Genomic DNA, 26271 nt, shown 5'->3' with positions numbered 1-26271 from the left:
CATTTACTATGCCATTATTTTTCATTTTAAAATCATTTAGTTAACTTTTATTCCGAGGTATGTATATGAAAGCAACCCGTCAATCTATTGACCTTATATTAAATGTTATAGAAGTTATTCGCTCGGTTTTTGTAGATTATATTTACGCATTTTTTCTACTAAGGTTGTTCTTCTCATGCCGAGGGTTTCAGCAGCTCTAGCAACAACATAGTCATGTTTATTTAAAGACTGCTTGATTAAAGATACTTCAAGATCAGCAAGATGCTCTTTTAAATTTAAGCCGTCACTGGGTAATAATGTAGAATCAGTTACAGCTACTTTCTCAACAGCACTATTAATGTCAACTAATGCATCTTCGCTACTTTCATCATCTTCATAATCAAAACCAGAAAAAAGTTCATTTATAGCGTCTTGCTCTTGTAATTCTTCTGGGTATTCAGGATTATAAACGTCTGCATCAATATGCTGGTATTTATAAGGTAACTCAGCGACATCAACAATTTGTTCACCAAACATTATCAACATACGTTCAATTAAATTTGATAACTCTCGAACATTTCCAGCCCAAGGATGTTCCATTAGTGACTCAATCGCTTTTTCAGTAAAACGTACAGTTTTATCTTGCTCGTGTTCAAAACGAGTCAGTATTTCCTTCAATAACAGTGGGATATCTTCTTTTCTTTCACGTAGCGCTGGGGTTTCTATTGGAAAAACATTCAAACGGTAAAATAAGTCTTCCCTAAAACTGCCCTCTTTGATCATTTCTTCTAAATCTTGATGAGTCGCTGCAATAATACGCACATCAGCTTTAATGCTTTTACTACCACCAACACGCTCGAAGGTCCGCTCTTGTAGAACTCGCAACAGTTTAACTTGCATAGGTTGAGGCATATCACCAATTTCATCTAAAAAAAGTGTGCCTCCTTCTGCTAGTTCAAAACGCCCTTTACGGGTAGATATCGCACCGGTAAAAGCACCTTTCTCATGACCAAATAACTCACTCTCTAATAACTCGGCAGGAATTGCACCACAATTGAGTGGTACAAAAGGCGCTTTAGCGCGCTCAGATAAATTATGAATATTACGCGCGACCACTTCTTTACCCGTACCTGATTCACCAAGTACTAAAACACTGGCCGGGGTTTTCGCTACTTGTTCAATTAAAAATCGTACTTGCGCCATAAGTTCACTACTGCCGACTAGGGAGCGAAATAAGGCACTGCTACCAGGCTTCATGCCACTGCGTGGTAATTTATTATGGTATTGATGACAATGATGAATAAGCTCGGTCAGCTGGGCATAGTTAAGGGGAGAGAAAAGCGTACCTATAACATTAATATTTGTCGCTAACTCATCGGTATCTAATACATCATGAAGAATAAAAGGCACACTGGGGTAAGCTTTAATTAAATTAGCACAGTCACTACTAACATTGCCGGTTAATATTACCGTAAGAATATGACTATGATCCTTGAGCTTTCCTATCGCTTGCTCTTGTGGGCAATGAATAAAATGCTCACCGACAAAGGCAAGTACCGTACTAAGCTGCTGACTTCTCGCTGCGTCATTATCTACCACTAAAATTTGCTTGTGGCCAATTAATGTTGCTGTTTCATTCATAACTGATTCTTCACTGCTAATGCTAACTTATTATTTTTAATGTCGTTTTATAGCGACAGTAGCAATCTTAGCCGTAAATTAAATTTAAGCAACAAAAAGTTGACGCCTAATAGTCATTTATTTGTCATAGACTACAATTTCATCCATTCCTACCTAATTAGTTTAATACAAATAAAGTAAAGGTATTTAGTCCTTTGCCGATAAAGAGATATTAAAATGCAAGACCCATTTTCAATGAGTATTCTAAACATCAATACAACACTTATATTCATTAATAAAAGGCTCTTCATGAGCAAAACGGTATCCTAATGAACATGTCAAAAAGTTGATATAAGTAGTTAAAGTAACTTAAACAAATAATTGATTAACGCTTACCCGATAAATAAAATCAAAAAAACAAAGTTTAAAACAAGTAAAATCAAATAGATAAAGTACACTTAATTATTATAATCATAAGTGGCATAAAAAAAGCATAATAGATGATAGTAAGTGTATAACCATATTTTAGTAAAGTAGGATAATGAAATGTTGATCATAAAAGGCACTGCTGAATTAATGCGTGATAAGCAAGAGTTCACAAAAGGTACTCGACATGAGTTTAATATGTTCTCAAGGGAGATGCCATTTGAACAGCAACTCACACAAATAGAAGAATATTTAGTCACTCGCGGTTGGGATAATATTGAAGTATTAAATAATGGCGTTGTTAATAATATAAAAGAGATCACTCATAAGGTATTGCAACAAGCTTTCCAAAAAGCTGAGAAAGAAGGCTTTGCCGTAACCGTTAATAATCAACCATTAGCTTAGTTATAACTAAATCTATTGTTTCAATTTTATTAATTTTCTATACTTAAACTATAGAAATATTGGAGGTGTCTATGACACATGCATCACTTAAAAAGTACCAACAAACTAATATGAGTACTGCTGAGCAGGCTTCACCTTATCAGTTGGTTGCTATGTTATTTCAAAAATTATTAGGGAATATCGCTACCGCGAAAGGTGCTATATCACAAAATGATTTCGCAAAAAAAGGTGGCGAGATATCTAATGCTATCGCTATCATTGGTGTTTTAGAAGGATCGTTAGACTTTGAAAAAGGAGGTGAAATCTCAAATAACTTAGCATCACTTTATACCTTTTGCTCAGAGCAATTACTTGCGGCTAGTGCCGATAACAATGTTGACAAGTTAGAAGAAATCATTCAAATTCTTCTGCCGATTAAGGCCGGTTGGGATTCTATCCCACTAGAAAATCAAACTCAGGTTAGCTTTTAGTGCCTAATAATACTAAGCAATTACTTGAAATAATAAATGAAGTATCGCGGCAGCTTCTGTCGCAGATACTTACGGTGCAAAAAAATAACCAAGAAAACACAACCATTACCAATGAACCTTATAACGATGAGTCTAATACTGGTAGCTCAAAAATAGATAATAAGCTGACAGAGTTAATGTCAAAAAGAGATAAACTAATTCGTTCTTTATTTAAACAAAAAACAACCAACGAAATAACAGTTGAGCTTACCTTATTAAATGAAATGGTTGCACTTGATAAAGAATTATCAAATGAATCTCAAGCGTGCAAGCAAATATTAGCTGAACATGTATTAAGGCTAAAAAAAAGTAAAAAAGTAGCGAAAACTTATCAGCAGTATTAATCCAAAAGCTCAATGCCAAAAACATCTATAAAAAGAGATAGTCACATTTTAATTTTTTTATATCTTTGACAAACTATTTATAGAACCCCCCCCTGAACTAAGCCCAGAACGTATACGTTTAATTTTTGTACAACACAAACTATACTTAAGCCATTAACAAAATAAAGTGCCCTATGGCTAACTTTATTGAATAATTCTGGAGTATCTTATGTCAATTGCAAATCCATTGACGGCAAGTAGTACGATACAGCGCGCGTTTATGCCTAGTTCGGAAAAAATTGACAGAGAAAAACCGCTAAAGCCTGATTTAGGTGTTTATGCTAAAGATATTGTAGAGATATCAAAGCTCGGACTTGAAAAACAACAAAAAGAAATACAAGTTGAGTCATCAAAAAGTATTGAAGGTATTGCTAATGAAGTGATTAGAATCAGTTCAAGCATAGGTAAAGCAAAAGCTACAGGAAACCTAACCCATAATGAAGCGACCAACCTTTATAATAAGATTGCGGGTTTACTTTGAATAACAGTAAAAAAGCCATGTTTACTCAAAAGAGTATTAACCCCATTCAAAATTAAGCTAAAGATGTTTGCAAAATAAAATACCTCCTTAATTCCTCGCAGAGTAATACCTTTAGCAAAAAGCAAAGTGCTATCTGAACTGAGTATTATACTAGTCATTCTTTTTATTAATTTATTACCTGTGCATAACCGTGTTCTAATACTCTATATCCAATTAAATATTAAATTGGTATATTATGTGCTTAATCTAAACATATATAATCATTGATTAAATAACCCAAAAGGGATCTAAAGTAATGTTCAACAATAAAAACATTCTCATCACTGGTGGAACTGGTTCTTTTGGAAAAAAATATGTCAAAACACTATTACAAAGATACAGCCCAAATAAGATCATCATATATTCTAGAGATGAACTAAAACAGTTTGAAATGCAGCAAGATTTCAATCAGACCTGCATGCGATATTTTATTGGTGATGTGAGAGATAAAGAACGATTGACTCAAGCGCTGAATGGCGTTGATTTTGTTATCCATGCTGCTGCACTAAAACAGGTACCGGCGGCAGAATACAATCCTATGGAGTGTATTAAAACCAATATTAATGGTGCCGAAAATGTAATATCTGCGGCCCTTGCAAATAATGTAGAAAAAGTAATTGCCCTATCAACTGATAAAGCTGCCAATCCTATTAATTTATATGGCGCAACAAAACTTGTATCTGATAAACTTTTTGTTGCTGCTAATAATATTTCAGGTGGTCATAACACCACATTTTCAGTAGTACGTTACGGCAATGTTGTTGGTTCACGTGGATCAGTAGTGCCATTTTTTGACAAATTAATTAATGAAGGTGCAAATGAAATACCTGTTACCCATAATGAGATGACTCGTTTTTGGATCACTTTGCAAGGCGGTGTAGATTTTGTCTTAAAAAACTTTGAACGTATGTTAGGAGGAGAAATTTTTGTTCCTAAAATACCGTCCATGAGAATAATGGATTTAGCTAAAGCGATGGCTCCTAATTTACCAATAAAAATCATTGGTATTAGGCCTGGCGAGAAGTTACATGAAATAATGTGTCCTGATGACGACTCTTATCATACCTTTGAATATGACGACCATTTTGTGATAGCTCCAAGTATTAAGTTTTATAGCCGTAGCAATGATTTTACCGCAAATGCCCTTATGGAAACAGGCCGTCCTGTATCACCCGGCTTTGAATATAATTCCAAAAATAACCCTGACTTTTTAACTAACGAACAATTATTAGCGTTTAATCAAATGGCAGACCAATGATTCCCTACGGTAAACAGGCTATTTCACAACAAGATATTGACTCGGTAATTAAGGTTTTAAAATCTGATTTTTTAACTCAAGGGCCGCAAGTTCCGTTATTTGAAAAAAAAATAAAATCCGCTACACAGGCTAATCATGCCATTGCAGTAAACTCTGCAACATCAGCATTGCATTTAGCATGTTTAGCTTTAGGACTGTCTCAAGGCGACGTAATATGGACCACGCCGATTTCATTTGTAGCAACCGCGAACTGTGCTTTATATTGTGGCGCTGACGTAGACTTTGTTGATATTGACCCTAGTACCTATAATTTAAGCGCGAGTGAGCTAGAAAAAAAGTTATCCTATGCTCAACAGCATAATTTGCCTTTACCTACTATCGTTATTCCGGTTCACTTATGTGGTCAACCGTGCGATATGGAGAAGATCCATGCACTAAGTAAAACATATGGCTTCTCTATCATTGAAGATGCTTCACATGCCATCGGTGGAAAATACCAAGGTAAACCAATAGGTAATTGTGAATATAGCGATATAACGGTATTTAGCTTTCACCCCGTAAAAATCATTACAACGGCCGAAGGTGGTGTTGCTACTACAAACACTATCAAGTTAGCGCAAAAAATGGCATTACTTAGAAGCCACGGCATTACTCGCGACGATGATTTTATGACAGAGCCAAGCCATGGTGCTTGGTACTATCAACAAATAGAGTTGGGCTTTAACTACCGTATGACCGAAATACAAGCAGCGTTAGGGGTTAGCCAATTAACAAGACTCGCTGAATTTGTTGATGATCGTAACCGACTTGCCAAACGTTATGATGATATATTAGGTGATTTACCCATTATCTTACCAAAACAGATTAAAGACAGTTATTCCGCACGCCACCTTTATATCATCAAACTCAAGCTAGCTGAGACCAAGCTTACTCATAAACAAATTTTTGACACCCTACGTGTAAAAAAAATTGGCGTAAACTTACATTATATCCCTATACACATTCAGCCTTACTATCAGGCATTAGGGTTTAGAGCAGGACAATTTCCAATCGCTGAAGAATACTACGAACAAGCGATTAGTATTCCACTGTTTCATAAAATGACCGATGAGCAACAAGAAACTGTGGTTCAGGCGCTTAAGGATGTTTTACTATGAATATAGCCATTATTCCTGCCCGAGGTGGTAGCAAACGCATTCCTCGTAAAAATATAAAAGATTTTTGCGGCAAACCGATGATTGCCTATTCTATTGAAGCTGCAAAAAAATCGGGTTGTTTTGAACGGATAATAGTTTCTACTGATGATAGTGAAATAGCCAGCGTTGCTAAACAATATGGTGCTGAAGTTCCCTTTACCAGACCTGATAATATCTCAGACGATTATGCGTCAACGCTTGATGTTATTGCACACGCTATTACCGAGCTAAATTTACCTAAAAATACAAAAATATGCTGCATATACGCCACAGCGCCTTTAATTTCTAGCGATAAATTATCTGAGGGTTTAGCAATTTTTAACGCATCAAGATTAGACTATGTTTTTAGTGCTACCGAGTTTTCATACCCTATTCAGAGGGCATTTAAACTTTCAACTAACGGTCACGTTGAAATGTTCCAGCCTGAACATTTTAATAGTCGCTCCCAAGATCTAGAACAAGCCTATCACGACGCGGGACAATTTTATTGGGGTAGCGTATCCTCATTTTTACTTAAAACCCCTATTTTTGGCGACACCTCAAAACCTATCATTTTACCCATCACACAAGTAAAGGACATCGATACCCCCGATGACTGGCGGCTTGCTGAGATGTTGTTTAACTTAGGTTAGAGAATAAAATGAATATTATGATTCGTACCGATGCATCATCTTATATAGGAAGCGGACATGTTATGCGCTGCTTGGTGCTGGCAAAAGGATTAAAAAAGAAAAGACACAATGTTAGCTTTGCTTCACGCCCACAACATGGCGATATGATAGACTTTATAGAAAGTAAAGGCTTTAATGTTTACCAACTTGAACAACCTAAGCAGTGGTTGATACCAAAAAGCGATGCTGATTATTCAGCATGGCTTCAGGTTTCTTGGCTGGAAGATGCACAGAGTTTACTTGAATGTGTTGATAGTATTGACTTAGTGATAGTGGATCACTACGGTATCAACGAGGAGTGGGAAGAATATGTACAGAAGCAACTTAATTGTAAGTTATTCTCCATAGACGACCTGAGCCGAACGCATCACGCCGATTTAATTCTCGATCAAACGTTAATGCGCACCGAAAAAAATTACCGTATAAGAAACCCAAATGCGAAGATTTTGGCCGGGTGTAAGTTTGCTCTACTGGCTCCTATATTTGCTGTCTATCGAGGGATGGCTTGCAACAAAATCCATAACGAACGTTCCACCCGTATTTTACTCAGCATGGGCGGAGTTGATCAGCCAAATGCCACCCATAAAGTACTCCAAACATTAAAACAGTCGCCACTTCCTCACCCTCAAGTTACTGTATTACTTAATTTTAAAGCACCACATTATCAACAAGTTAAAAACTTTAGTTTACAAAATAGTGATTGGGTTACCCATATTGATTTTATTGATGATATGGCTCGGTTAATGACAAAGCACACTATAGCTATTGGTGCACCTGGTTCAACGTCATGGGAGCGTGCATGTATTGGCATCCCTAGTATTATTATTCCTCTAGCTGAAAACCAAAAAGACATAAGTCAGAGCCTTGTCCAAGCACAAGCAGCAATCAAAGTGGTACTTGAAGACATTGCTGATAAATTACCCGCGGCAATATCTGAGTTAAACGTCCACTGGACTAAGTTCCACAATGCAAGTAAATCACTGTGTGATGGTTTAGGTCTAAAAAGGGTGATAAGTCAGGTCGAACAACTAGTTAATAACGCCGACAATACATTAAAACTACGCCAAGCCAAGACAATGGATATAGAACAAGTTTATGAATGGCAATCGCATCCTAAGACTCGTCAGTTTTCACTAAATTCAGAGGTCCCATCGTGGACAGAGCATAAAAAATGGATGTCTAAACAATTAGTTAATCAATGCGATTTTTTCTACATTATTGAACTCTTAATCAACAAACAGGCTGTTGGTGTTATTCGGTTAGAAAATATTCGAGTAAATGAATACCTGATATCAATATTTATCAGCCCGGCTTACCATGGTCGTGGCATTGCAAAAAAAGCATTATCCAGCCTTGATAGGCTCCACCCGACATTTAAAATTAATGCCACTGTACTGCCAGAGAATATCGCTTCACAAAAACTTTTTGCTGGTGCAGATTATCAAAGAAGCTCAGCAAATACCTTTATCCGTCCACCGATTATTTAGGATTAGTAAATGAAAGATATTTTTATCGACGGCCGCCAAATTGGGCCAAAACATCCCCCTTATATCATCGCCGAACTTTCAGCTAATCATAACGGAGATATAAATAGAGCTTTTAAAATCATCGAAGAAGCTAAATTATCAGGGGCCGATGCGATAAAACTACAGTCTTATACTGCAGATACTATCACCATAGATTGTGACTCAGAAGACTTTCAAATACATGGCGGCCTATGGAGTGGCCAAACTTTATATCAACTTTACCAAAAGGCTCACCTTCCGTGGGAGTGGCATAAACCACTCTTTGATAAAGCTAAAGAATTAGGAATCACAATTTTTAGTTCGCCTTTTGATCACACAGCAGTAGATATGCTAGAAGCCTTAGGTGCACCCGCTTATAAAATTGCCTCATTTGAAGCTATTGATTTACCACTCATCGAGTATGTTGCCAAAACGGGTAAACCAATGATTATATCTACGGGTATGGCAAGCGAAGAGGAAATAAAAGAAGCCATTGAAGCAGCGCAAAATGCAGGCTGTAAACAGTTAGTTGTTTTGCATTGTGTCAGTAGCTATCCTGCGCCAGCTTGTGAATATAACCTAGCTACCATACCCGATATGGCTGAAAGATTTGGCGTACTAACCGGTTTGTCAGATCATACCATAGATAACACAACAGCAATTACTGCTGTAGCTCTGGGCGCATCTGTCATTGAAAAACACGTTACTTTAAATAGAGATGGCGGAGGTCCTGACGATAGTTTTTCATTGGAGCCTAAAGAATTAGCCCAATTATGTCGCGATTCAAAAACCGCATGGTCTGCAAAAGGAAACGTGAATTATGAGCGAACAGCATCGGAACAAGGTAATGTAAGTTTTCGTCGTTCATTATATGTAGTTAAAGATATTAAAGCGGGTGAAAAATTTACATCAGAAAATGTGAAGAGTATTCGTCCAGGATTTGGTTTAGCGCCTAAATTTCTCCACAAAATAATTGATAAGAAGGCAAAAAAAGCATTAGTTCGTGGTACAGCATTAACCTTGAAGTATATTGAGGATTAAACATTATGAAATACTGCAAAAGCTGCTTAACAACCAATTTAAGGCCTAATTCCTCTTTTAAAGATGGGATATGTATTGCATGCCATTATTCCGATAGCCAAGCAATCAGTAGCTCTTCACTAAAGCTAAAGATACTTCAGGAAAAAATAAAATCTAGTCGACAAAAACAAAGAAACAAAGGTGCATACGACTGCATTGTCGGTGTGAGCGGAGGAAAAGACAGCACAAGACAAGCACATTGGGTTCGAGACCGGCTGGGATTGCGTCCATTATTAATATGCTGCGCTTATCCGCCAAAACAAATGACTGAGGTTGGCGCAAATAATTTATCAAACTTGATTAAAATGGGCTTTGATATGATTACAGCAACCCCCGCACCTAAGAGCGCAGCTAAACTTGCGTTAGAGTCATTTAAATTATTCGGTAATGTATGTAAATCAACCGAAATGTCATTGTTTTCTACTGTACCAAGGTTAGCGATTGAACTTGGTGTTAATACGATTTTTTGGGGTGAAAACCCAGCATTGCAAGTAGGGGATGCTGCTGTTGAAGGTTTTGATGAATTTGATGGTAATAACTTAAGAAAACTCAATACTTTAACGGCTGGAGGTACAGAGTGGATTAATAGCGCTTTAAAACACGACTATTTAGTAGAACACTATTTATATCCTGAAGAAATATTATTTGATAAAAAAGATATTAATATATTTTATTTAGGCCCTGCTTGGGATGACTGGAGCAATGACGATAACTCAACCTATGCAGCATTAGAGGGGCTTACCTTAAGACCTGGGGAAGAGAATATTACTGGTGACCTCTCAAATGCATCCATGTTAGATGAAGAGTTTACCAATATAAATATGATGCTTAAGTATTATAAATTTGGTTTCGGTCGAGCAACCGATACTGTTAATGAAAAAATAAGAAGTCAGCACATAACTCGAGAGCAGGGTATTGAAATTGTTGAAAGGTACGATGGCGTTTGTGACGATAGCATAATCCAAAGTTACTCAAAATACGTCGATATTACTGAAACTGAATTCTGGAATATTGCTAATAAATGGGTTAATAAAAATATTTTTACAATAAAGAAAGGTCAGCGCCCCATTAGAAAATTTACTGTGGGTACAGATTATGGTTGTTGATATTCTTGATATTGGTAGTGGTAATATCCGCTCAATTCGAAACTGGATAGAGCGAGTAAATATTGCAACGCGTATTGTCACCAAGGCAACAGAAATTGAATCAGAATTTTTAATTCTTCCGGGGGTAGGCTCCGCGGGATCGTATATGAAACGAATAAAGGAGGGTTCATTTGATCAAGCAATACTAGAGCATGTACAAAAAGGTAATCGTCTTTTAGGCATATGCCTTGGATTTCAGATTCTGGCTGAATCATCAGAAGAGGATGGAGGCGTCGAAGGCCTTAATTTGATGAAAGGTTATGTTAAGAAACTCGATAAAAATAGCTCCCATAACGGCTGGGAAAACTTCAACTTTAAAAAAGATGAAATGGGTAGTCAATCATTTCATTCTCAGTGTAAATTAACCCGAAAAAAAATGATTCAAGGGCGTGTGTTTTTTAACCATGAGTATGGGTTTATAAATCAAGACGATCATTGTTTTAGCAAACCAATATCCGAAAACTTTCAAAATTATAGCTCGATGATTGTTAAAGATAATATTATTGGTATGCAATTTCATCCCGAAAAAAGCCAGAACACTGGTCTTGATCTAATTTCTATGATCCTTTGAGGTAACTGTAAAATGAGAACTGGAGCGACAATACTATTAAAAGATGGGCTATGTTACCAATCATATCAATGGAATATAATGCGACCGCTGGGCTCATTACAAAATGTCATAGACTCACTTGAAGAATATCAATGTGATGAAATAGCGATAATTAGACCGGTAAGACAAAATGATAACCGGGAGGCTCTAAATCTCGACTTAATGTTACTTCAGCAGATAAATACTATGACCCCTATTAGTTTTGGTGGTGGAATAAGAGTGGCTGAAGATTTAAACTTACTGACAAACCTCCCCGTAGAGCGGCTTATATTCTCTTCCATTTTTATCAATAAAAATACCAACTTACTTAATCATGCATGCAATCTCTATGGCCATCAGGCAATTCAGTGTTTACTCCCTGTTAGATATACACATGGTAACCTTGACATTTTTAATTGCCAACAAGGTACATATATCCCTTTACGTGATATAGATTTTGATTATATTAATAGGCACGCAAACGAAGTCATCTTATTTGATACTCAAAATGAAGGGCTACACGATAAATTCGAAAAAGATATAATTAAAGTTATGCCTTTGGATAAAAGTAAGCTAATTATATCCGGAGGAATTTCACACGGTGTTATAAAATGGGCTAAAGAAATAAAACTTGCTTGCGCGCTTATTGACAACAAAGTATTACATCAGGAATATTCGATCAAGAGCTATAAACATGCATAAATATTGTAATCAATGCTTATATAGCACCAAACATCCCTTTGGATTGTCAGTTTATGAATCAGGCTGCTCCGGTTGCTCTACACATCAAGAAAAGAACGAAATAAATTGGCAAAAAAGGTATCAAGAATTACAAGAAATCGTACAAACAGTTAAAAATAAAACTAAAGGATATGATTGTGTTGTACCTGTTACTGGCGATGCCGAAGACTATTTTGTCTTATCTAAAGTATTAGAACTTGGCTTATCCCCCTTAGTGGTTGCTGTTAATGATTATTTTAAAAATGATATTGGCTGGCATAATTTACACCAATTAATCACAAATTTTGATGTTGACTCTGTTATCTTTAATCCTGATATCAGAGTATACAAAGACTTAGTGCGTACATCTCTTCGAAAATTTGATCATATACTTTTACCATTTTTATCATTGCATACTTCCTTTCCTGTGCATATTGCCTATGAAAGAAAAATCCCTCTTATCATTTGGGGACAACATCAAGCAATCGAGCAATCAGGTAAATTTTCTCATTATGACAAAGTCGAGATGAGTAAATGGAGCAGAAAGGAGCATGACCTGTTTGAGACAGATATAGATACATTGATAGGTAATGGTGCTCAAGTAAATACTAGAGATTTAAATTATTACCAGTATCCTGATATAGCAAAACTTTCTCGCCGAGGTATTAAAGGGCTTTACCTCAGTAATTATTTTAGATGGGATCCTTTGGTACAGAATAAAAAAATGCTGGTACACGGATTCCGTCCAGAAAGAAATCAATCAAGTTTTGATGTCTATGAAAGAGCCGGTAACTCTGTTTATTATCAATTTCATGATCTGCTTAAATATAAGCGAGTTGGCTACAGGAAAATTAGAGATCATTTGGTCAGAGAAATCCGTCATGGTCGAATTACTCGAGATGAAGCATCAGCAATAGAGAGTCAATACAATCAATCTCAGGTAAATATTCGTGGATTCTTCAATTGGTTAGATGTTAGCCAAAGTGGTTATGAGTGGTTTAAATTACATCGTCTCAATGATGTAAAAAATTTAATTTGCGAAACAGATGTTGAGAAAAAAAACATAATATTACCTGAAAAATTAACCTTTTTAGTTGAACAGGCTTATTGTTCTATTAATGAGTTTATTTATTTTGGGAAAGGGATTTAGATGTATACCCTTTTCATTAAATATTGCCCTCTTTTGCTGGTTAAAATACTCCAAGGCGGCGTTACTCTCCCCAATAGCCAGCTATCGGCCAGGCGAATACATTGCCTTGATTTGTTTTTCCTTTACATAGCAAGATCACAAAGTTATTGAAACGAGGATTAGCGTTTGGTTGATAAATATCATAGTGACCATAAATCAAAACCTACAAAAATTATGATACAAGGGTATCTCATATGAAAAAAATAGTTTTATTTGGTAGTGGCGTAGTAGCGGAGCAAAACTTAGCCTTAAAGCCTGACTTTATAGTTGACAACAATGCCGACATTATAGGGTCTAAATTTCATGGACTCGATATAAAGTCGCCTGATGTACTGAAAGATAAAAGCACTATTTATCAGATCGTCGTATGCACCACTTCAGTTGGAGAAGTAAAAAAGCAATTAACTAATTATGGTTTTATTTGGGGGCAAACAGCTAATATAGCTAAACAACTCGCTGAAAGATCTAAAATAAGTGACTTAGAGGAAGCTTCGTTTAGTTTTTTAATCAGTAGTGGCCTTCCCTCATCTGCCGAATCTTTTTCTGGTGGTGGTATTTATAAAATAACGGAAAAACAAGATTACCCTGAAATAAGTAAAATTTATGAAGGTAATACACATGGTTTAATCTCCTTGGAAAATGGTTATTATGCTTTTACCTGTCAAGGTGAAGGGATAAAGATCCTAGATAATAATCTAAAGGTGGTAAAAACAATTCCTTTGAGAAAGGGCTTACGTCCTCACGGACTAAAGAGGTATAAAGATTTATGGGTCCTAGTATCAAGTAATCGTGATTGCATTCTTGCCGTAGATGATAACGGTAAAGAGGTCTTTGAATATAGCTTTAGTAAGAAGTTAGCATTATTTGAAAGCCCTCAGCATCACTGTAATGACATTGAAGTCGTAGGTGATATCGCCTATGTATCAATGTTTTCAGTAACAGGAAATTGGAAAAGAAACGTTTTTGACGGTGGCATTATTGAAGTAAATCTAATCAATGGATCGATGACGACTATTATTAACAATCTCACTATGCCCCATAGCATCTCTTACACCCCTGAACAAGGGTTAACCATTCTCAATTCTTTTAAAGGTACCCTACTTGCTTCAAATTTTTCTGAACAAGCAAAATTACCCGGTTTTTTAAGAGGTTATGATTCTGATGAAAGCTATCATTACCTTGGAGAAAGTAAAAATAGAAACTTCTCTCGCCTCGATACGGGCCGAAAACCAGTATCAATAGATACACGAATCACTATTATGAATAAAGAATTTGGTTTCTCGCGTTCTATTCAATTGCCCTCAAGAATATCAGAACTTCACGCAATTATTCTTTTAAAAAATATGAATACTAAACAAATATAGTACTCAAAGAATTAGCGGGAGGTCAATAATGTTTGGTGTTTATGAGGACATTTAGTGAGAATCGGTTAACGTAAATATCTTTCGGGGGGAGTAACCCCTTCTGATATTTAGTTTTCAGCACAAGCTAGCTTAAATCCTATATGGGTATTCGACATAGGTTGCTACGCAGGTTTTGTTATTGGATCAATTTAGTTAGCGTGCTATTTATTGCTTTTCACCGATAAAAATGGCATCTCGTTTATTTAACAAGAAAAAGTCGTTTATTTTAGAATATATTAACCCTGCCTGCGGCGAATATAATCCCTCCTTATAATTGACAAGGGCATCATTTGTATACGGACAAACTAATTTCATTTCCGATAACTTTACTTTATTTACCTTTTCAAGAATCCAGCACGTAGTCTTATTATTTTCATTTTCTTGAATCTCAGTAACAAAACAATCAATAACATTTACCGAGTCATTTTTTGAGATTTTCTCAGCTATATTGCGAACATAATCATTCTTTATCATTCTTTCTTTCATGACATCATGGGCAGTAGAGAAATCTGGCTCAAATAAAATAATGTATTTAGACGAGCTATTGATAACATTTTCTAGAATTTTTGCCCCCTGCTCATTACCATTTGGCTCAATAGAATGAAGGGTTATGGACAAATCAAAACTGTTATTTGCAAAAGTAACTTCTGAAGCATCACCTTTAAATAACTGAAATGAATTAATTCCCTTTAACTTAGAGATATTATCAAAAGCAAATCTTAACCTTGAAAAGGATAATTCAACACCAAAAAGACTTTTGATTTTCCCTTCATATCCGATCCAGTTTTTAGCCTCTCCAACACCAAATACACCTACACTATCTATCCCATCAAGCGCTAAATATTTATCTATTATTTTATGAAGTTCTTTATTTCTTCGTAAACTTTTTTCGTTAAAACCTCGAGTATATTCTCCAGCTTGAAGTTCATAGGAAATTTCAATACTATCTGATTTTGAAGCGCCTCTATCAATCAAGGTTTTAACCATATTTTGACCTTTACTCAAAGCCTCTTTTGCTACTTGATAAAGCTCAATCTTTTCTTCAATACTATCAATTTTCTTCAATTTGCACATATTTAAATCCTACCCCTTTAAATTTGGGTTTTATTTATCATTCGTTAAGGTAAGACTTAAAAATTAATATCTGGGCTTAACTCCCTTAGTACTCAAGCTTTAAAAGGAATTACAATGCAATCCCCTAACTATTAAAGCTGATATATAATGTTTAATTGTGCGATTACACTTTATTGTACGTAGTTAAGAATTCGTTATAAAGATATGTAAGGTGTTCTTTAAATTCATGCAAGCAATAATTCATAAAATCATTACGGGTATTTAAATCACCATAGAGGTAACTATGGCTCATAATCATTGATTGATAATATCTAAATGTACCTTGAATAAGCCAATAGTTGAATTTATATTCCTCGCGCTTAGATAGCTCTTTTAAAAGACTATATTGATCAGCAAATATATCGGCAAGCTCCTCTCTAGAGCTCACTTGTTTATCCATTTTCAAAACAAATTGCTCTAGCGTTACTTTAAGTACGTGAGAACTTTCTTTCAAAGTTTGGACAACATTACTCAGCTCTAATTGTTGGTTATCGAATGCATCATCCAATAACCTTTTTAAAAATTCTTGCTTGTTTTCTTGTTTACTTGAAAATTTAATATTTTCAATTTTTCTTGGTTCTGTGAGCGTTATATAAGCTCCATCCGCGGTATTATAAACATTTACATCACGATTTTTTGATAATAAAAATTCTAGGTTAATTCTAGTAGAGTCATACACAGCGTTTGTATGAACAAACTCCCTAAAGTTACCCTTACGTGATAAATCATCAGTCATTTTTGCGTCAATAGTATCTTTTAACTCATATTCTTTGTCGTAATAAACACTGTCTTTAGAATGATGATGCTCTTTAGATGCGTAACCAAAGTCCGTACCTAATAAATATATTTCTTTAAAACCTAATAATGTAACCAACTCCATCGCCGAATTTACACAGGTTGGGTTAGGGTACTTAGTTATAGCGTATAGACCTAACTTATCAATTGATTCAATGAAAACTCCACCCACATCAGCATTTTTAGTCAGTAGTAATGGCGATTTAAATTTCTCTAAGACTTCAGGATGTACCGTATTTAGTGCAACAAGTTGAATATCCTTAAGCTTAACTAAAGATTTTTCTTGCTGTTGTTCAATGCCCTCGATGTACTTAACCAGAGATATTTGACGTTCCATTTCAACATGAATATCAGGAGTTATGTTGTTTTTTAACAGCGCTTTTAATGTTGTACCACAACTGATAATGATTAATTCATTTTGGTTTTCCCTTAAAAAACCCATACAATAATCAAGTGATGGACCATTAGCAGCAATAAACACAGGCCGTTGAGGTGTTTTATTGGTAAATTCATTTTTTGTCTTACATACTTTATAACCTGATTGGATATTTGCTAAAGTATGTTTTAAGCCATTTATTTCATCTTCCATAAAACCCCAACCAAACAGTAAGCGATAACCTAGTTGTTTCAATTGTTTAATGGTTTCGTCATTGGTCACACTGTCATAATGTTTAAATATATAAAACCGTCCAATATGTCCATGACCATAATTTTGAAAAAATTGACTTATTGCGTTAACAGGATCAAGAGCATTACCACCAATAGTAAAGGTGACTGTCCCTCCTAAGGCCTTACAACTTTCAATAATAGGCTTTAACTCTAAACAGTGCAGCATTGCATAAAAAACATCGCAAGAGGGTTCACAGAGTAATAAGTTCTGAATTTTTTTTTGTTGTATGAGTTCTTCTACCTGATAACCTAAACCCATTCCTAATATGAGGAGTAAATCGAGTCTTTCTTCATCCATATAATGCCGAGATCTTATCGGGTTTTCTGTTTTTCTTTTTTCACTAATTTTACTTAATACTCTGGTATGATCATAACGATTAAGAAGCCTTTGTTCGACAGGTATATCTAATACATACACATCTGGCATCGCCATATATTGCTCTACTTGCGCACGACAAAATTCACGTGCATTATTTTCATACACACACTTATTATTATTAAATAAATTTGGGTTGCCATCATCATCAATAACGACCCAAGTATTTTCTGGAGTATAAGATTTAAATTGTTGGTAAATTTCAGGGACATATACTTTTAGGCTATCAAGATTAGCTTGCAAGGTTGCCAATAAGATCATTTTTTCTAGGGCGAAAGACGAGGTATCCAACATTATTACTCCACGGAATAAAGGAAAAGAAGTTCTGCTTCCATGATTTTACTACAGGCTACAACTAGGTATTAACTACGCTATTTTTTTGGCGCCTTTCTCGAATGAGCAGAAACATTCACTATACAATGTAATATAGAAGCAACAATCAAGCCATATAGAAAATGCATTAAAAGCCTTATTAAGACTTCCTAACTACGCCCGGCATGTTATCTAATTGTTGCATTAAATAACTACTAGTTGAATTCAAGCTCGCAACCAGTAAATCCATACTATTATATTGCGCAGATAACCGAGCCTCTAACGAGTCCATCTTTCTGGAAAAATTAGCTCTATCGACATCAATTCCACTAAGTTGTTTTTCTTTACTGTCTATACGCCCCTGAATAAGGCCATCTGATTCAGTATAAAAATTAAGCATTTCATTTATTGTACCAGCAAGGCCTGGTTTAGCATCGGTACCAATAAAGAAGCTTTGAACATTATCAACATTTTCTTTGATAGCATCATTTAATTTACTATCATCAATACTCAGTTTACCGTATTTATCTGTCTCTATGCCAAGCTGAGTAAGCGAGCTCTCACCATTGTTACCAAAATCAAAACTTGAACTTATTTCATTGCGAATTTTAGACATTACCCCTCGTAATAGAGAATCTCCAGATAAAATTCCGCTATTCCCATCACCGACTTTACCTAAATTACTACTCAGGTCGACAAGTTCATTATATGCTTTAACAAATTCATCCAAGGTCTCTTTAATATTGCTATTATCCTCACTAATTTTCACCTGACTCAGGTCATCATCAACATCCTGAGCTTTTTTTGCTGTGATATCGATGCCATCAATGACGTTGCTAAACTCATTAGTGCTACTAGTGACGACCAACGTGCCATCGATAGTGATCTGAGCATCAGCCGCAACATCAACTTCGGTTAAATTATTAGAGGCTAAACGAGAAAGGCCTATATTATCAGTATGGTCGCCGTCACCAACATCATTGGCAGTCACGGTTATAGTATTGGCAACACCGGTGTCTTTACTCGTTAAGACCAAGTGTTGGCCATTATCATCGGTGATGATGGTGGCAATAACTGAATCATTATCTTCATTATCATTAATTGAATCACGAATTTCACTTAATGTGGCGGTATCAGAAACTGTCACATCAAAACTATTAGTGCCCGAATTAAAGGTTAATGTTCCTTCACCTATAGCTTCTTCACTGTCGATGCCTGTCGATAACAATTTATGTGATGAGGCAAGCGCATCGACTTTAACTGAATAACTTCCTACACTTGCTTCTTTGCTTGAGCTTAATGAAATAAAGTCATCATCACCAGCAGTGGTGCGCTGTTGGTATTTATCTACATCTGCCAAATTAGCAATCGATTCTTGTACTTTTTCTAAAGCAGACTTGAGTGCACCCACCGCAGAAATATCGGCACTGATGATCGCTTGCTGTTGATTCATACGAGATTCGTAAGGGACTTTTTCTGCACCAACAATCGCTTCGACAATTTCACCAACCTGTAAACCAGAGCCTAGCCCTTGAAATGTAATCATAATAATACTCACTTACTTTATAATAAAAATCAATACGGCCGATAACTTTGATTAAGGTACAATTATACCTTTGAATCAACAAAATTTCCTGTCGCTTCAGAAAGTTTTGCTACCAACGATAGAACTTCTTCCGATGGATATTGCTTAATAACCTCGCCCGACTTCCGGTCTATCACTTTAATCACATCACGCCCAGAATCTTCATCTACTGAAAACTCTAACCCTTGGTTCATCTTGCCTATAAACTCTTGCAATTGTTTTGCCACTTTTTCAAGTTGAGGGGTAGACAGTGCACTTTCCTCATCTTGTATTTCTTTGTTGCTAATTTGTTCAACCTCTAAAGTTTCTTTAGCTGTCATGAACTTATTTTCGATACTTTGATCAGTATCAGCAAGGTTGTTTATCGTTTGCTGATTATTTCCCTGAGCTGTTTTGGGGTTAACTGGCAAAGTATCTGTTGCCATTGTTGTAAATTCTACGCTCATTATTTACCCCTTAATTATTTAGTTTAAAATTTTCTAAAAATTTAAGACTAACTTAAACACAAAAAAGGAAAGTGTGTTACCACTCCTTCCTTTTTTGCTTGCTTCTCGATATTAACCTAATCGTTATTATAACAAGCTTAATGCTGCCTGAGGTAATTGATTAGACTGAGCAAGAATCGAAGTACCCGCCTGTTGTAATATCTGGTTCTTAGTCATTCGTGCGGTTTCAGCGGCAAAGTCTGTATCTTGAATACGACTACGCGATGCGGAAACATTCTCTTGAACATTAGCCAAATTACTAATGGTATGGCTAAATCTGTTTTGTACCGCACCCAAATCTGCTCGGCTATTATTTATCTCAGCCAATGCATTATCAATGGTTCTTACCGCAGCACTAGAGCCAACAGCGCTAGTAATATCGATATCATCCACTTGCGTAGTTACTGCCGCAGATACAGAAATACCAACCGTTGCAGCTGCCGTAGCACCGCCTGCAGTATCTTCCATGTTAATAGTCAAAGTTGCAGTCGAAGAGATCATACTACCACCAAGTACACCAGCAGTAGATGTGACACCAATACCGTTAAGTGAGGCATTCAAGGCTGAATCAAGAGTGCCCATATCCGTTGTAGTGCCCGTTGCCGTTACCGCGCTCATATCAACTTCAATTACTTTTGCTGTAGCACCGGTACTTGATAGATATGAGACAGACATAGTGCCGCCATTACCAATCTCAGCGGTAGATAACTCACCAGCGGTAACTGCGCCAGCACTAACAGCATGGGTATTAGTATCACCAATAACATCAGCACTGATATCTTTTAAGCCAACCGAAATTGATTCACCTGTATTTGATCCTACCTGAAAGGCTTTGGTACCAAAACTGCCATCAAGTAAGTTTTGACCACCAAAAGAAGTCGTTTCTGCAATACGAGTTAATTCTGTTTGTAATGCTGATACTTCTTTTTGCAGTGCAGCGCGATCGTCTGAAGAGTTTGAACCGTTAGCCGACTGCAATGATAGTTCACGCATCCGCTGTAAGATGTTAGTAGATTCTTGCATCGCACCTTCAGCGGTTTGTGCCATCGAAATACCATCGTTAGCATTACGTTGAGCAACACCTAAACCATTTATTTGTGAAGTTAAACGATTAGATATTTGCAAACCAGCAGCATCATCTTTTGCGCTGTTAATCCGCATACCTGATGATAAACGTTGCATTGACTCAGCAAGTCCCGCACCTGATTTGGTTAAATTACGTTGCGCATTTAGTGATGATATATTGGTATTTACTGATAAAGCCATAATAAAACTCCTGCTTACAAAAAATGTAATGCGTTAATTAGTTATTAGATATGGAACTATCAGTAGTGCTTCAAGTCCCCGTTCTAAACACTCTAACGGCAGCTTAAAAATTAACTTTAATCTTTTTTTGAAAAAGTTTAATAAATAACAAAATAACCCTACCAACTTAAGTGTGAGTTATTTTTCTAATTTCTCAACATTCTCGTAGTTACTCATTGAGGACGGAGTTTTGACATCTTTCTGGAATCCACAATAAAGACATCATAAGATTGACAATCGGTGAATAGTTATCAAATAAAAAGGCTGAATAATTTCTTATTCAGCCTTTGTTTGTATTTTACTTTATTTTAACAAATTAACTAATCTAACCTAATAGGCTTAGTGCAGCTTGAGGGACCTGATTGGCTTGAGCTAAAATTGAAGTACCTGCCTGTTGCAATATCTGATTCTTAGTCATCTGCGCTGTCTCTTTAGCAAAATCTGTATCTTGAATTCGACTACGCGATGCAGAAACATTCTCTTGAACATTTGCTAAGTTGTTAATGGTATGGCTAAATCTATTTTGCACTGCACCCAAATCTGCTCGGCTATTATTTATTTCAGCCAATGCATTATCAATTGTTCTGACCGCAGCACTAGAGCCAAGCACGTCTGAAACATCGATATCATCCACTTGCGTAGTTACTGCCGCAGATACAGAAATACCAACCGTTGCAGCTGCCGTAGCACCGCCTGCAGTATCTTCCATGTTAATAGTCAAAGTTGCAGTAGAAGAAATCATACTACCACCAAGTACACCAGCAGTAGATGTGACACCAATACCGTTAAGTGAGGCATTCAAGGCCGAATCAAGACTGGCCATATCAGTTGTAGTGCCCGTTGCCGTTACCGCGCTCATATCAACTTCAATTGATTTTGCCGTAGCGCCGGTACTTGTTACATATGAGACAGACATAGTGCCGCCATTACCAATCTCAGCAGTAGATAGTTCACCGGCGGTAACTGCCCCCGCACTAACGGCATGGGTATCGGTATCCCCAAGAACATCAGCACTGATATTTTTAAGACCAACCGAGATTGTTTCACCTGAATTAGAGCCGACCTGAAAGGCTTTGGTACCAAAGGTGCCATCAAGAAGGTTTTGACCACCAAAAGAAGTCGTTTCTGCAATGCGGGTTAATTCTGTTTGTAATGCTGATACTTCTTTTTGCAGTGCTGCACGATCTTCAGATGAATTTGAACCGTTAGCCGATTGCAACGATAGTTCGCGCATACGCTGTAATATATTAGTTGATTCTTGCATCGCCCCTTCAGCAGTTTGCGCCATTGAAATACCATCGTTAGCATTACGTTGAGCAACACCTAAACCATTTATTTGAGAGGTTAGACGGTTAGAGATTTGCAAGCCAGCAGCATCATCTTTTGCGCTGTTAATCCGCATACCTGATGATAAACGTTGCATTGATGTAGCAAGTCCCTCACCTGATTTGGTTAAGTTACGTTGCGCATTTAGTGATGATATATTGGTATTTACTGATAAAGCCATAATAAAACTCCTAATGTGTTAACTGATGTTAACGCCTGTTTATGTATAGTTGTAGCGCTGTCCATAAACCGGACGATAACGCTTGGTTATTAGAAGCCTGCTATTAATTAGTGGATATAAATCAATCAATATTATATACAACTAACTGAAGCCTCTGTTCTGTTTACTTTTAATTTAAAGTCACTTTCTTAACTATCACTCACAAAATATCGAATCTTGAAATGACATTTCTTACTTTTTCTAACCTATTAAAATAAATGCGAAATGCATGCCACATTTTTTATTTTTTGTGAAAGTCAACAAACATAGGCTAAATATAGTTAAACAAACTCAAGCCCTGCACCTTACTAAAGGTTTGCTGCGATGCTTGTAAAGCGAGTTTAGCTTGCTCAAACTCTGCAATAGCTTTGGCAAAGTCTAAATCTTCAATATTGGCTCTGCCTGATGAAAGACTTAACTCTGAATCTAGATGTCTATCCTTCTGGCTTTCAAGCACCTGCAAGCGAATACCTGAATCTACTCGCCTTGAAGTTATATGAGTCATGGAAGAGTTAAGTTGATTAAGTATTGCGTTGTAATCGACTTGATGTTGCTTTTGAGTGGTTGATACAGAGCCTTGTTCCATCCAGGAAATAGCCTCGTTAATGGTGTCAAAGACACTTACTTCCTCTTGTTCACTGATAGTAAAGCTATCACCCGGCAATGGATTGCCGCTTAAGGTAACGTCAATTCCGTCAAAGGTAACTGTTTGCCCCGCAACATAGGCCCCAGTAGTGAAGACATTAGCTCCACCACTATCGAGTACATTCAAATCGGCGGCACCAGGACCAAAAGTGAAGGTATAATCATGTGGCATAGCGCTAGTGTTATACACGCCGAGATTGGTTACGTTAGCACTCTCAACGGCTACACCTGAGGTATTAGTGGCATAGTTAGCGCTAAAATCACCGATAGCGTTGTCAACGCTCATAAAAGAAGCATCGCCTGTTTGATTGGTAGGTATTTTTATATTTTTAGCGACTTGTAGCTCTCTAACACCTGTATCTCCACTGTATGTGACAGAACCGTCAGATTGTTGACTAAAGGGTTGTTGCTCGGTTTGAAAGCCTGAAAAAATATAGTCGCCATTTTCATTTTGGCTGTTGGCGAGATCAAGCAATTGATCAAGGCTATTTCGCGTCTGATTAGCTAGTGTCTGTAAGTCTTCATCAGACAGAGAACCATTATTTGCTTGTAGCATGGCCTCCTTAACATTATTTAAGATAAGCTCTACATCGGCAAAAACAACTTCTTGTAAACTGTTATGACTTTCAGCCTGATTGATATTACGTTTATATTTTTCAATGTTAGCTAAGTCATTTTTATATCCTGCTAAGGTACCGTAGGATACGGCATCATCTTTTGCCGTTAGCACCCGTTTACCACTGGACAAATAAGCCATCTGCTCATTAACATCTGAATTCTTTTCACTCATTAATTGAGCACTTTGTAAGTAAAATTGAGCTGTAGAAACGCGCATAAAACCTCCCTTACCTAACGGCCGCTAAAATGGTGTCAAAAAGCGTATTAGCCGTAGAAATAATTTGCGATGCGGCTTGGTATGCCTGTTGATATTTCATTAGGTTGGCGGCTTCCTCATCAAGGTTAACCCCTGATGTGGCTTGATTACGGTTATAAGCTTGAGTGAAGAGAGCCTGAGCTGTATCGGCTGATAAATCTGCATTACTGGCTTTAGCGCCCACTACAGAAGTTGATACCGCTAAACTTTTACTAAAGGTTTCCTTGCCGCCATTAGTAACACCTACCTCTTGGGTTTTAGCCATAACAACGGCATTATTACCATTACCAACGCCAAAGGCGTCACCTAAGGTAAATGTTTCACGTGCATTGGTACCTGAGCCAACAAGATCACCGCTGATTTCAATTTGAAAATCAGGGGTACCTGCTGGTATATCCACAAGGACACTCGCGCCTGGTGCATAAGTTCCTGCGGCAATAGTTGGCGCTGGTGGCGGTGTTGCCGTATTATAAACGCGGTAACTAAAGGTACCTGGCGCACTTTCATAAACATCGACAGTAACGTCATAACCTCTAGCCGCAACCGGATTAATAACATTGGTGATCTCTACCTTACCTTCACTAACATTGTTACTTGATGGCGTTACTCCAATTGCGGTACTAGCAGCAATAGCGTTGCCATCGGTTAATGTGGTTTTCATTAACGCGGCACTATCTTTTGTGGGGATAATGGTGAAAGTATCTCCCGCAACGGGCACACCAGTTTCAACAAAAGAAAAGCCATAATCCGGTGAAGTCGGTGTGTGGGTACCTGCTGGCACACCCGCACCAGCTGCACCTAAATTTTCACTCGCCCCGGAAGTTAAATTATACAGGGTAAAATTTGCGCCATCATAGCGTATTTCAAATTCATCGGTAGGCAGTAGCGACACATCATTTATAGCAACTTGTGCTTGTGTTGTGCCGGTATTACCTGCGGGTACTAATACTCTACCTTGTTGTAATTCATTGGTGTTTATATCGGTGAAAATATTAGCACCTTGCAAGCCATTTAAATCTAAACCACTGGCCTGACTATCGTTTAAGGTAGACGATATAGCCATGGCTAAACGGTCTATTTCAGTGCGAGTTTGTGTAAGGTGTTCATCTCTAAATTCAAAGCTAGCGCCTAATGAACCACCGAGAGTAGAAGCCTTTATCGCAACACTATTATTATTACTTACTAGACTTAGCTGAGTTTGTTGAGCATCTGGGTCGCCTGCGGTTACTTGCAGGGTCATAGGCGTAATACCGGCAACTAATGTAGTACCTTGCCCTATCATAACCGTCATAACATTATTAGCATCTTGTATGGTGGTTACTCGGGTAAACTGACTTAATTCACCAATGAGTTGATCACGTTTATCAAGTAAATCATTAGGCTGCCCGCCTTGCGACGTGTTTTTTGAGTACATAATGGTTTCATTGATCTTGGCTAACTCTACTGATATTTCAGAAATTCTATTAGCAACTTGTTCGATTTCACCATTGACCGCATTGGTCATATTATTGAAGTTATTAGTTAGCTCATTGAAGTCATTACTTAAAATATTGGCTTGATTGATCACTATGCTGCGTAATCCGGTATCGTTAGGATTATCGGCAACGCCATTCAGTGCTTGATAAAATTTATCTAAGGAGCCAACAACAGCATTGCCCGAAGTTGACATAACTTGGTCAAGCTGTGTAAGTCGAGCCTGGAGTGAATCAGCATTACCTAAGTTACTTTGATTTAAAAGCTGCTCTTTATGTGAGAATTGATCATAAAGACGAGTGATATCCTGAATATAGGTGCCTGAGCCAATGTAATTACTGCCATTATTAAGGCCCAAGGAAGCATTTTGCTCGGCACGTTGGCGGTTATAGCCGTCAGTATTTACGTTAGCAATGTTATGACCTGTTGTTGCCAGCTGCTGTTGGGCGGCCAGTAAGCCACTTACACCTGTTTGGTACAAACTCACTGTCATAA

General features: G+C 37.0%; 23 protein-coding genes. 14 read left to right on the top strand and 9 right to left on the bottom strand.

All coding sequences use genetic code 11. The annotated features are described in order from the left end of the window. Window positions 1-114 precede the first annotated feature (114 nt). Window positions 115-1620 (bottom strand): sigma-54 interaction domain-containing protein, encoded by a 1506-nt coding sequence (locus tag GAB14E_RS19340; RefSeq protein WP_052093437.1) that lies wholly within the window; start codon window positions 1618-1620, stop codon window positions 115-117. A gap of 525 nt (window positions 1621-2145) precedes the next feature. Between GAB14E_RS19340 and GAB14E_RS19345 the strand changes: the two genes are divergently transcribed. From GAB14E_RS19345 to GAB14E_RS19410, 14 genes are all read left to right on the top strand, one after another. Next, window positions 2146-2430: a hypothetical protein gene (locus GAB14E_RS19345; RefSeq protein ID WP_033080776.1), complete on the top strand. Its 285-nt coding sequence runs from the start codon at window positions 2146-2148 to the stop codon at window positions 2428-2430. Window positions 2431-2501: 71 nt separating this feature from the next. Beyond that, window positions 2502-2900, top strand: a complete 399-nt coding sequence (gene fliS / locus GAB14E_RS19350) for a flagellar export chaperone FliS (protein WP_033080775.1) — start codon at window positions 2502-2504, stop codon at window positions 2898-2900. Further along, complete coding sequence (locus GAB14E_RS19355; RefSeq protein WP_033080774.1) at window positions 2900-3283, top strand: hypothetical protein; 384 nt, start codon at window positions 2900-2902, stop codon at window positions 3281-3283. Before fliS ends, GAB14E_RS19355 begins: the two co-directional genes overlap by 1 nt. 208 nt (window positions 3284-3491) lie before the next feature. Further along, on the top strand, window positions 3492-3803 hold the full coding sequence (locus tag GAB14E_RS19360) for a hypothetical protein (RefSeq protein WP_033080773.1): 312 nt from the start codon (window positions 3492-3494) through the stop codon (window positions 3801-3803). Window positions 3804-4098: 295 nt separating this feature from the next. Further along, window positions 4099-5100, top strand: a complete 1002-nt coding sequence (pseB, locus tag GAB14E_RS19365; RefSeq protein ID WP_033080772.1) for a UDP-N-acetylglucosamine 4,6-dehydratase (inverting) — start codon at window positions 4099-4101, stop codon at window positions 5098-5100. Continuing rightward, entirely contained in the window at window positions 5097-6257 is a 1161-nt protein-coding gene (gene pseC / locus GAB14E_RS19370; RefSeq protein ID WP_033080771.1) for a UDP-4-amino-4,6-dideoxy-N-acetyl-beta-L-altrosamine transaminase, read from the top strand. The genes pseB and pseC overlap by 4 nt, the downstream gene beginning before the upstream one ends. Further along, window positions 6254-6928 (top strand): pseudaminic acid cytidylyltransferase, encoded by a 675-nt coding sequence (pseF, locus tag GAB14E_RS19375; RefSeq protein WP_033080770.1) that lies wholly within the window; start codon window positions 6254-6256, stop codon window positions 6926-6928. The genes pseC and pseF overlap by 4 nt, the downstream gene beginning before the upstream one ends. Window positions 6929-6936: 8 nt before the next feature. Beyond that, window positions 6937-8454, top strand: coding sequence for a UDP-2,4-diacetamido-2,4,6-trideoxy-beta-L-altropyranose hydrolase (pseG, locus tag GAB14E_RS19380; RefSeq protein ID WP_033080769.1), 1518 nt, complete (start codon window positions 6937-6939; stop codon window positions 8452-8454). Between the two features lie 9 nt (window positions 8455-8463). Beyond that, window positions 8464-9513 carry a pseudaminic acid synthase gene (gene pseI / locus GAB14E_RS19385; protein ID WP_033080768.1) on the top strand — a complete coding sequence of 350 codons (1050 nt, stop codon included), beginning with the start codon at window positions 8464-8466 and terminating at the stop codon, window positions 9511-9513. Window positions 9514-9518: 5 nt separating this feature from the next. Next, window positions 9519-10658, top strand: coding sequence for an N-acetyl sugar amidotransferase (locus GAB14E_RS19390; RefSeq protein ID WP_033080767.1), 1140 nt, complete (start codon window positions 9519-9521; stop codon window positions 10656-10658). Further along, on the top strand, window positions 10648-11268 hold the full coding sequence (gene hisH, locus GAB14E_RS19395; RefSeq protein WP_033080766.1) for an imidazole glycerol phosphate synthase subunit HisH: 621 nt from the start codon (window positions 10648-10650) through the stop codon (window positions 11266-11268). Before GAB14E_RS19390 ends, hisH begins: the two co-directional genes overlap by 11 nt. 12 nt (window positions 11269-11280) lie before the next feature. Further along, the gene (locus GAB14E_RS19400; RefSeq protein WP_033080765.1) at window positions 11281-11988 is read left to right on the top strand and encodes a HisA/HisF-related TIM barrel protein; all 708 of its coding nucleotides are present in this window, start codon (window positions 11281-11283) and stop codon (window positions 11986-11988) included. Then, window positions 11981-13156, top strand: a complete 1176-nt coding sequence (locus GAB14E_RS19405) for an N-acetyl sugar amidotransferase (protein WP_033080764.1) — start codon at window positions 11981-11983, stop codon at window positions 13154-13156. Before GAB14E_RS19400 ends, GAB14E_RS19405 begins: the two co-directional genes overlap by 8 nt. 233 nt (window positions 13157-13389) lie before the next feature. Continuing rightward, window positions 13390-14559: a DUF4915 domain-containing protein gene (locus tag GAB14E_RS19410; RefSeq protein WP_033080763.1), complete on the top strand. Its 1170-nt coding sequence runs from the start codon at window positions 13390-13392 to the stop codon at window positions 14557-14559. Between the two features lie 204 nt (window positions 14560-14763). Here GAB14E_RS19410 and GAB14E_RS19415 read toward each other — a convergent pair whose 3' ends face one another. The 8 genes from GAB14E_RS19415 to flgK form a co-directional block, all read right to left on the bottom strand. After that, window positions 14764-15672, bottom strand: coding sequence for a hypothetical protein (locus GAB14E_RS19415; RefSeq protein ID WP_033080762.1), 909 nt, complete (start codon window positions 15670-15672; stop codon window positions 14764-14766). A 163-nt stretch (window positions 15673-15835) separates the two neighbouring features. Then, complete coding sequence (locus GAB14E_RS19420) at window positions 15836-17845, bottom strand: motility associated factor glycosyltransferase family protein (protein ID WP_052093436.1); 2010 nt, start codon at window positions 17843-17845, stop codon at window positions 15836-15838. A gap of 178 nt (window positions 17846-18023) precedes the next feature. Further along, the gene (fliD, locus tag GAB14E_RS19425; RefSeq protein ID WP_331386592.1) at window positions 18024-19409 is read right to left on the bottom strand and encodes a flagellar filament capping protein FliD; all 1386 of its coding nucleotides are present in this window, start codon (window positions 19407-19409) and stop codon (window positions 18024-18026) included. Between the two features lie 62 nt (window positions 19410-19471). Beyond that, a complete protein-coding gene (locus GAB14E_RS24400; protein ID WP_033080761.1) occupies window positions 19472-19894 on the bottom strand; it encodes a flagellar protein FlaG in 423 nt (140 codons plus the stop codon). A 126-nt stretch (window positions 19895-20020) separates the two neighbouring features. After that, a complete protein-coding gene (locus tag GAB14E_RS19435; RefSeq protein ID WP_033080760.1) occupies window positions 20021-21199 on the bottom strand; it encodes a flagellin in 1179 nt (392 codons plus the stop codon). Between the two features lie 364 nt (window positions 21200-21563). Beyond that, entirely contained in the window at window positions 21564-22745 is a 1182-nt protein-coding gene (locus tag GAB14E_RS19440; RefSeq protein ID WP_033080759.1) for a flagellin, read from the bottom strand. A gap of 310 nt (window positions 22746-23055) precedes the next feature. After that, the gene (gene flgL, locus GAB14E_RS19445) at window positions 23056-24264 is read right to left on the bottom strand and encodes a flagellar hook-associated protein FlgL (protein WP_033080758.1); all 1209 of its coding nucleotides are present in this window, start codon (window positions 24262-24264) and stop codon (window positions 23056-23058) included. Between the two features lie 10 nt (window positions 24265-24274). Beyond that, window positions 24275-26269: a flagellar hook-associated protein FlgK gene (gene flgK, locus GAB14E_RS19450; RefSeq protein ID WP_033080757.1), complete on the bottom strand. Its 1995-nt coding sequence runs from the start codon at window positions 26267-26269 to the stop codon at window positions 24275-24277. Between the last annotated feature and the right edge of the window lie 2 nt (window positions 26270-26271).

This window comes from Colwellia psychrerythraea (assembly GCF_000764185.1).
Classification (GTDB): domain Bacteria; phylum Pseudomonadota; class Gammaproteobacteria; order Enterobacterales; family Alteromonadaceae; genus Colwellia; species Colwellia psychrerythraea_B.
This window is presented reverse-complemented; position numbering and strand designations above follow the sequence as displayed.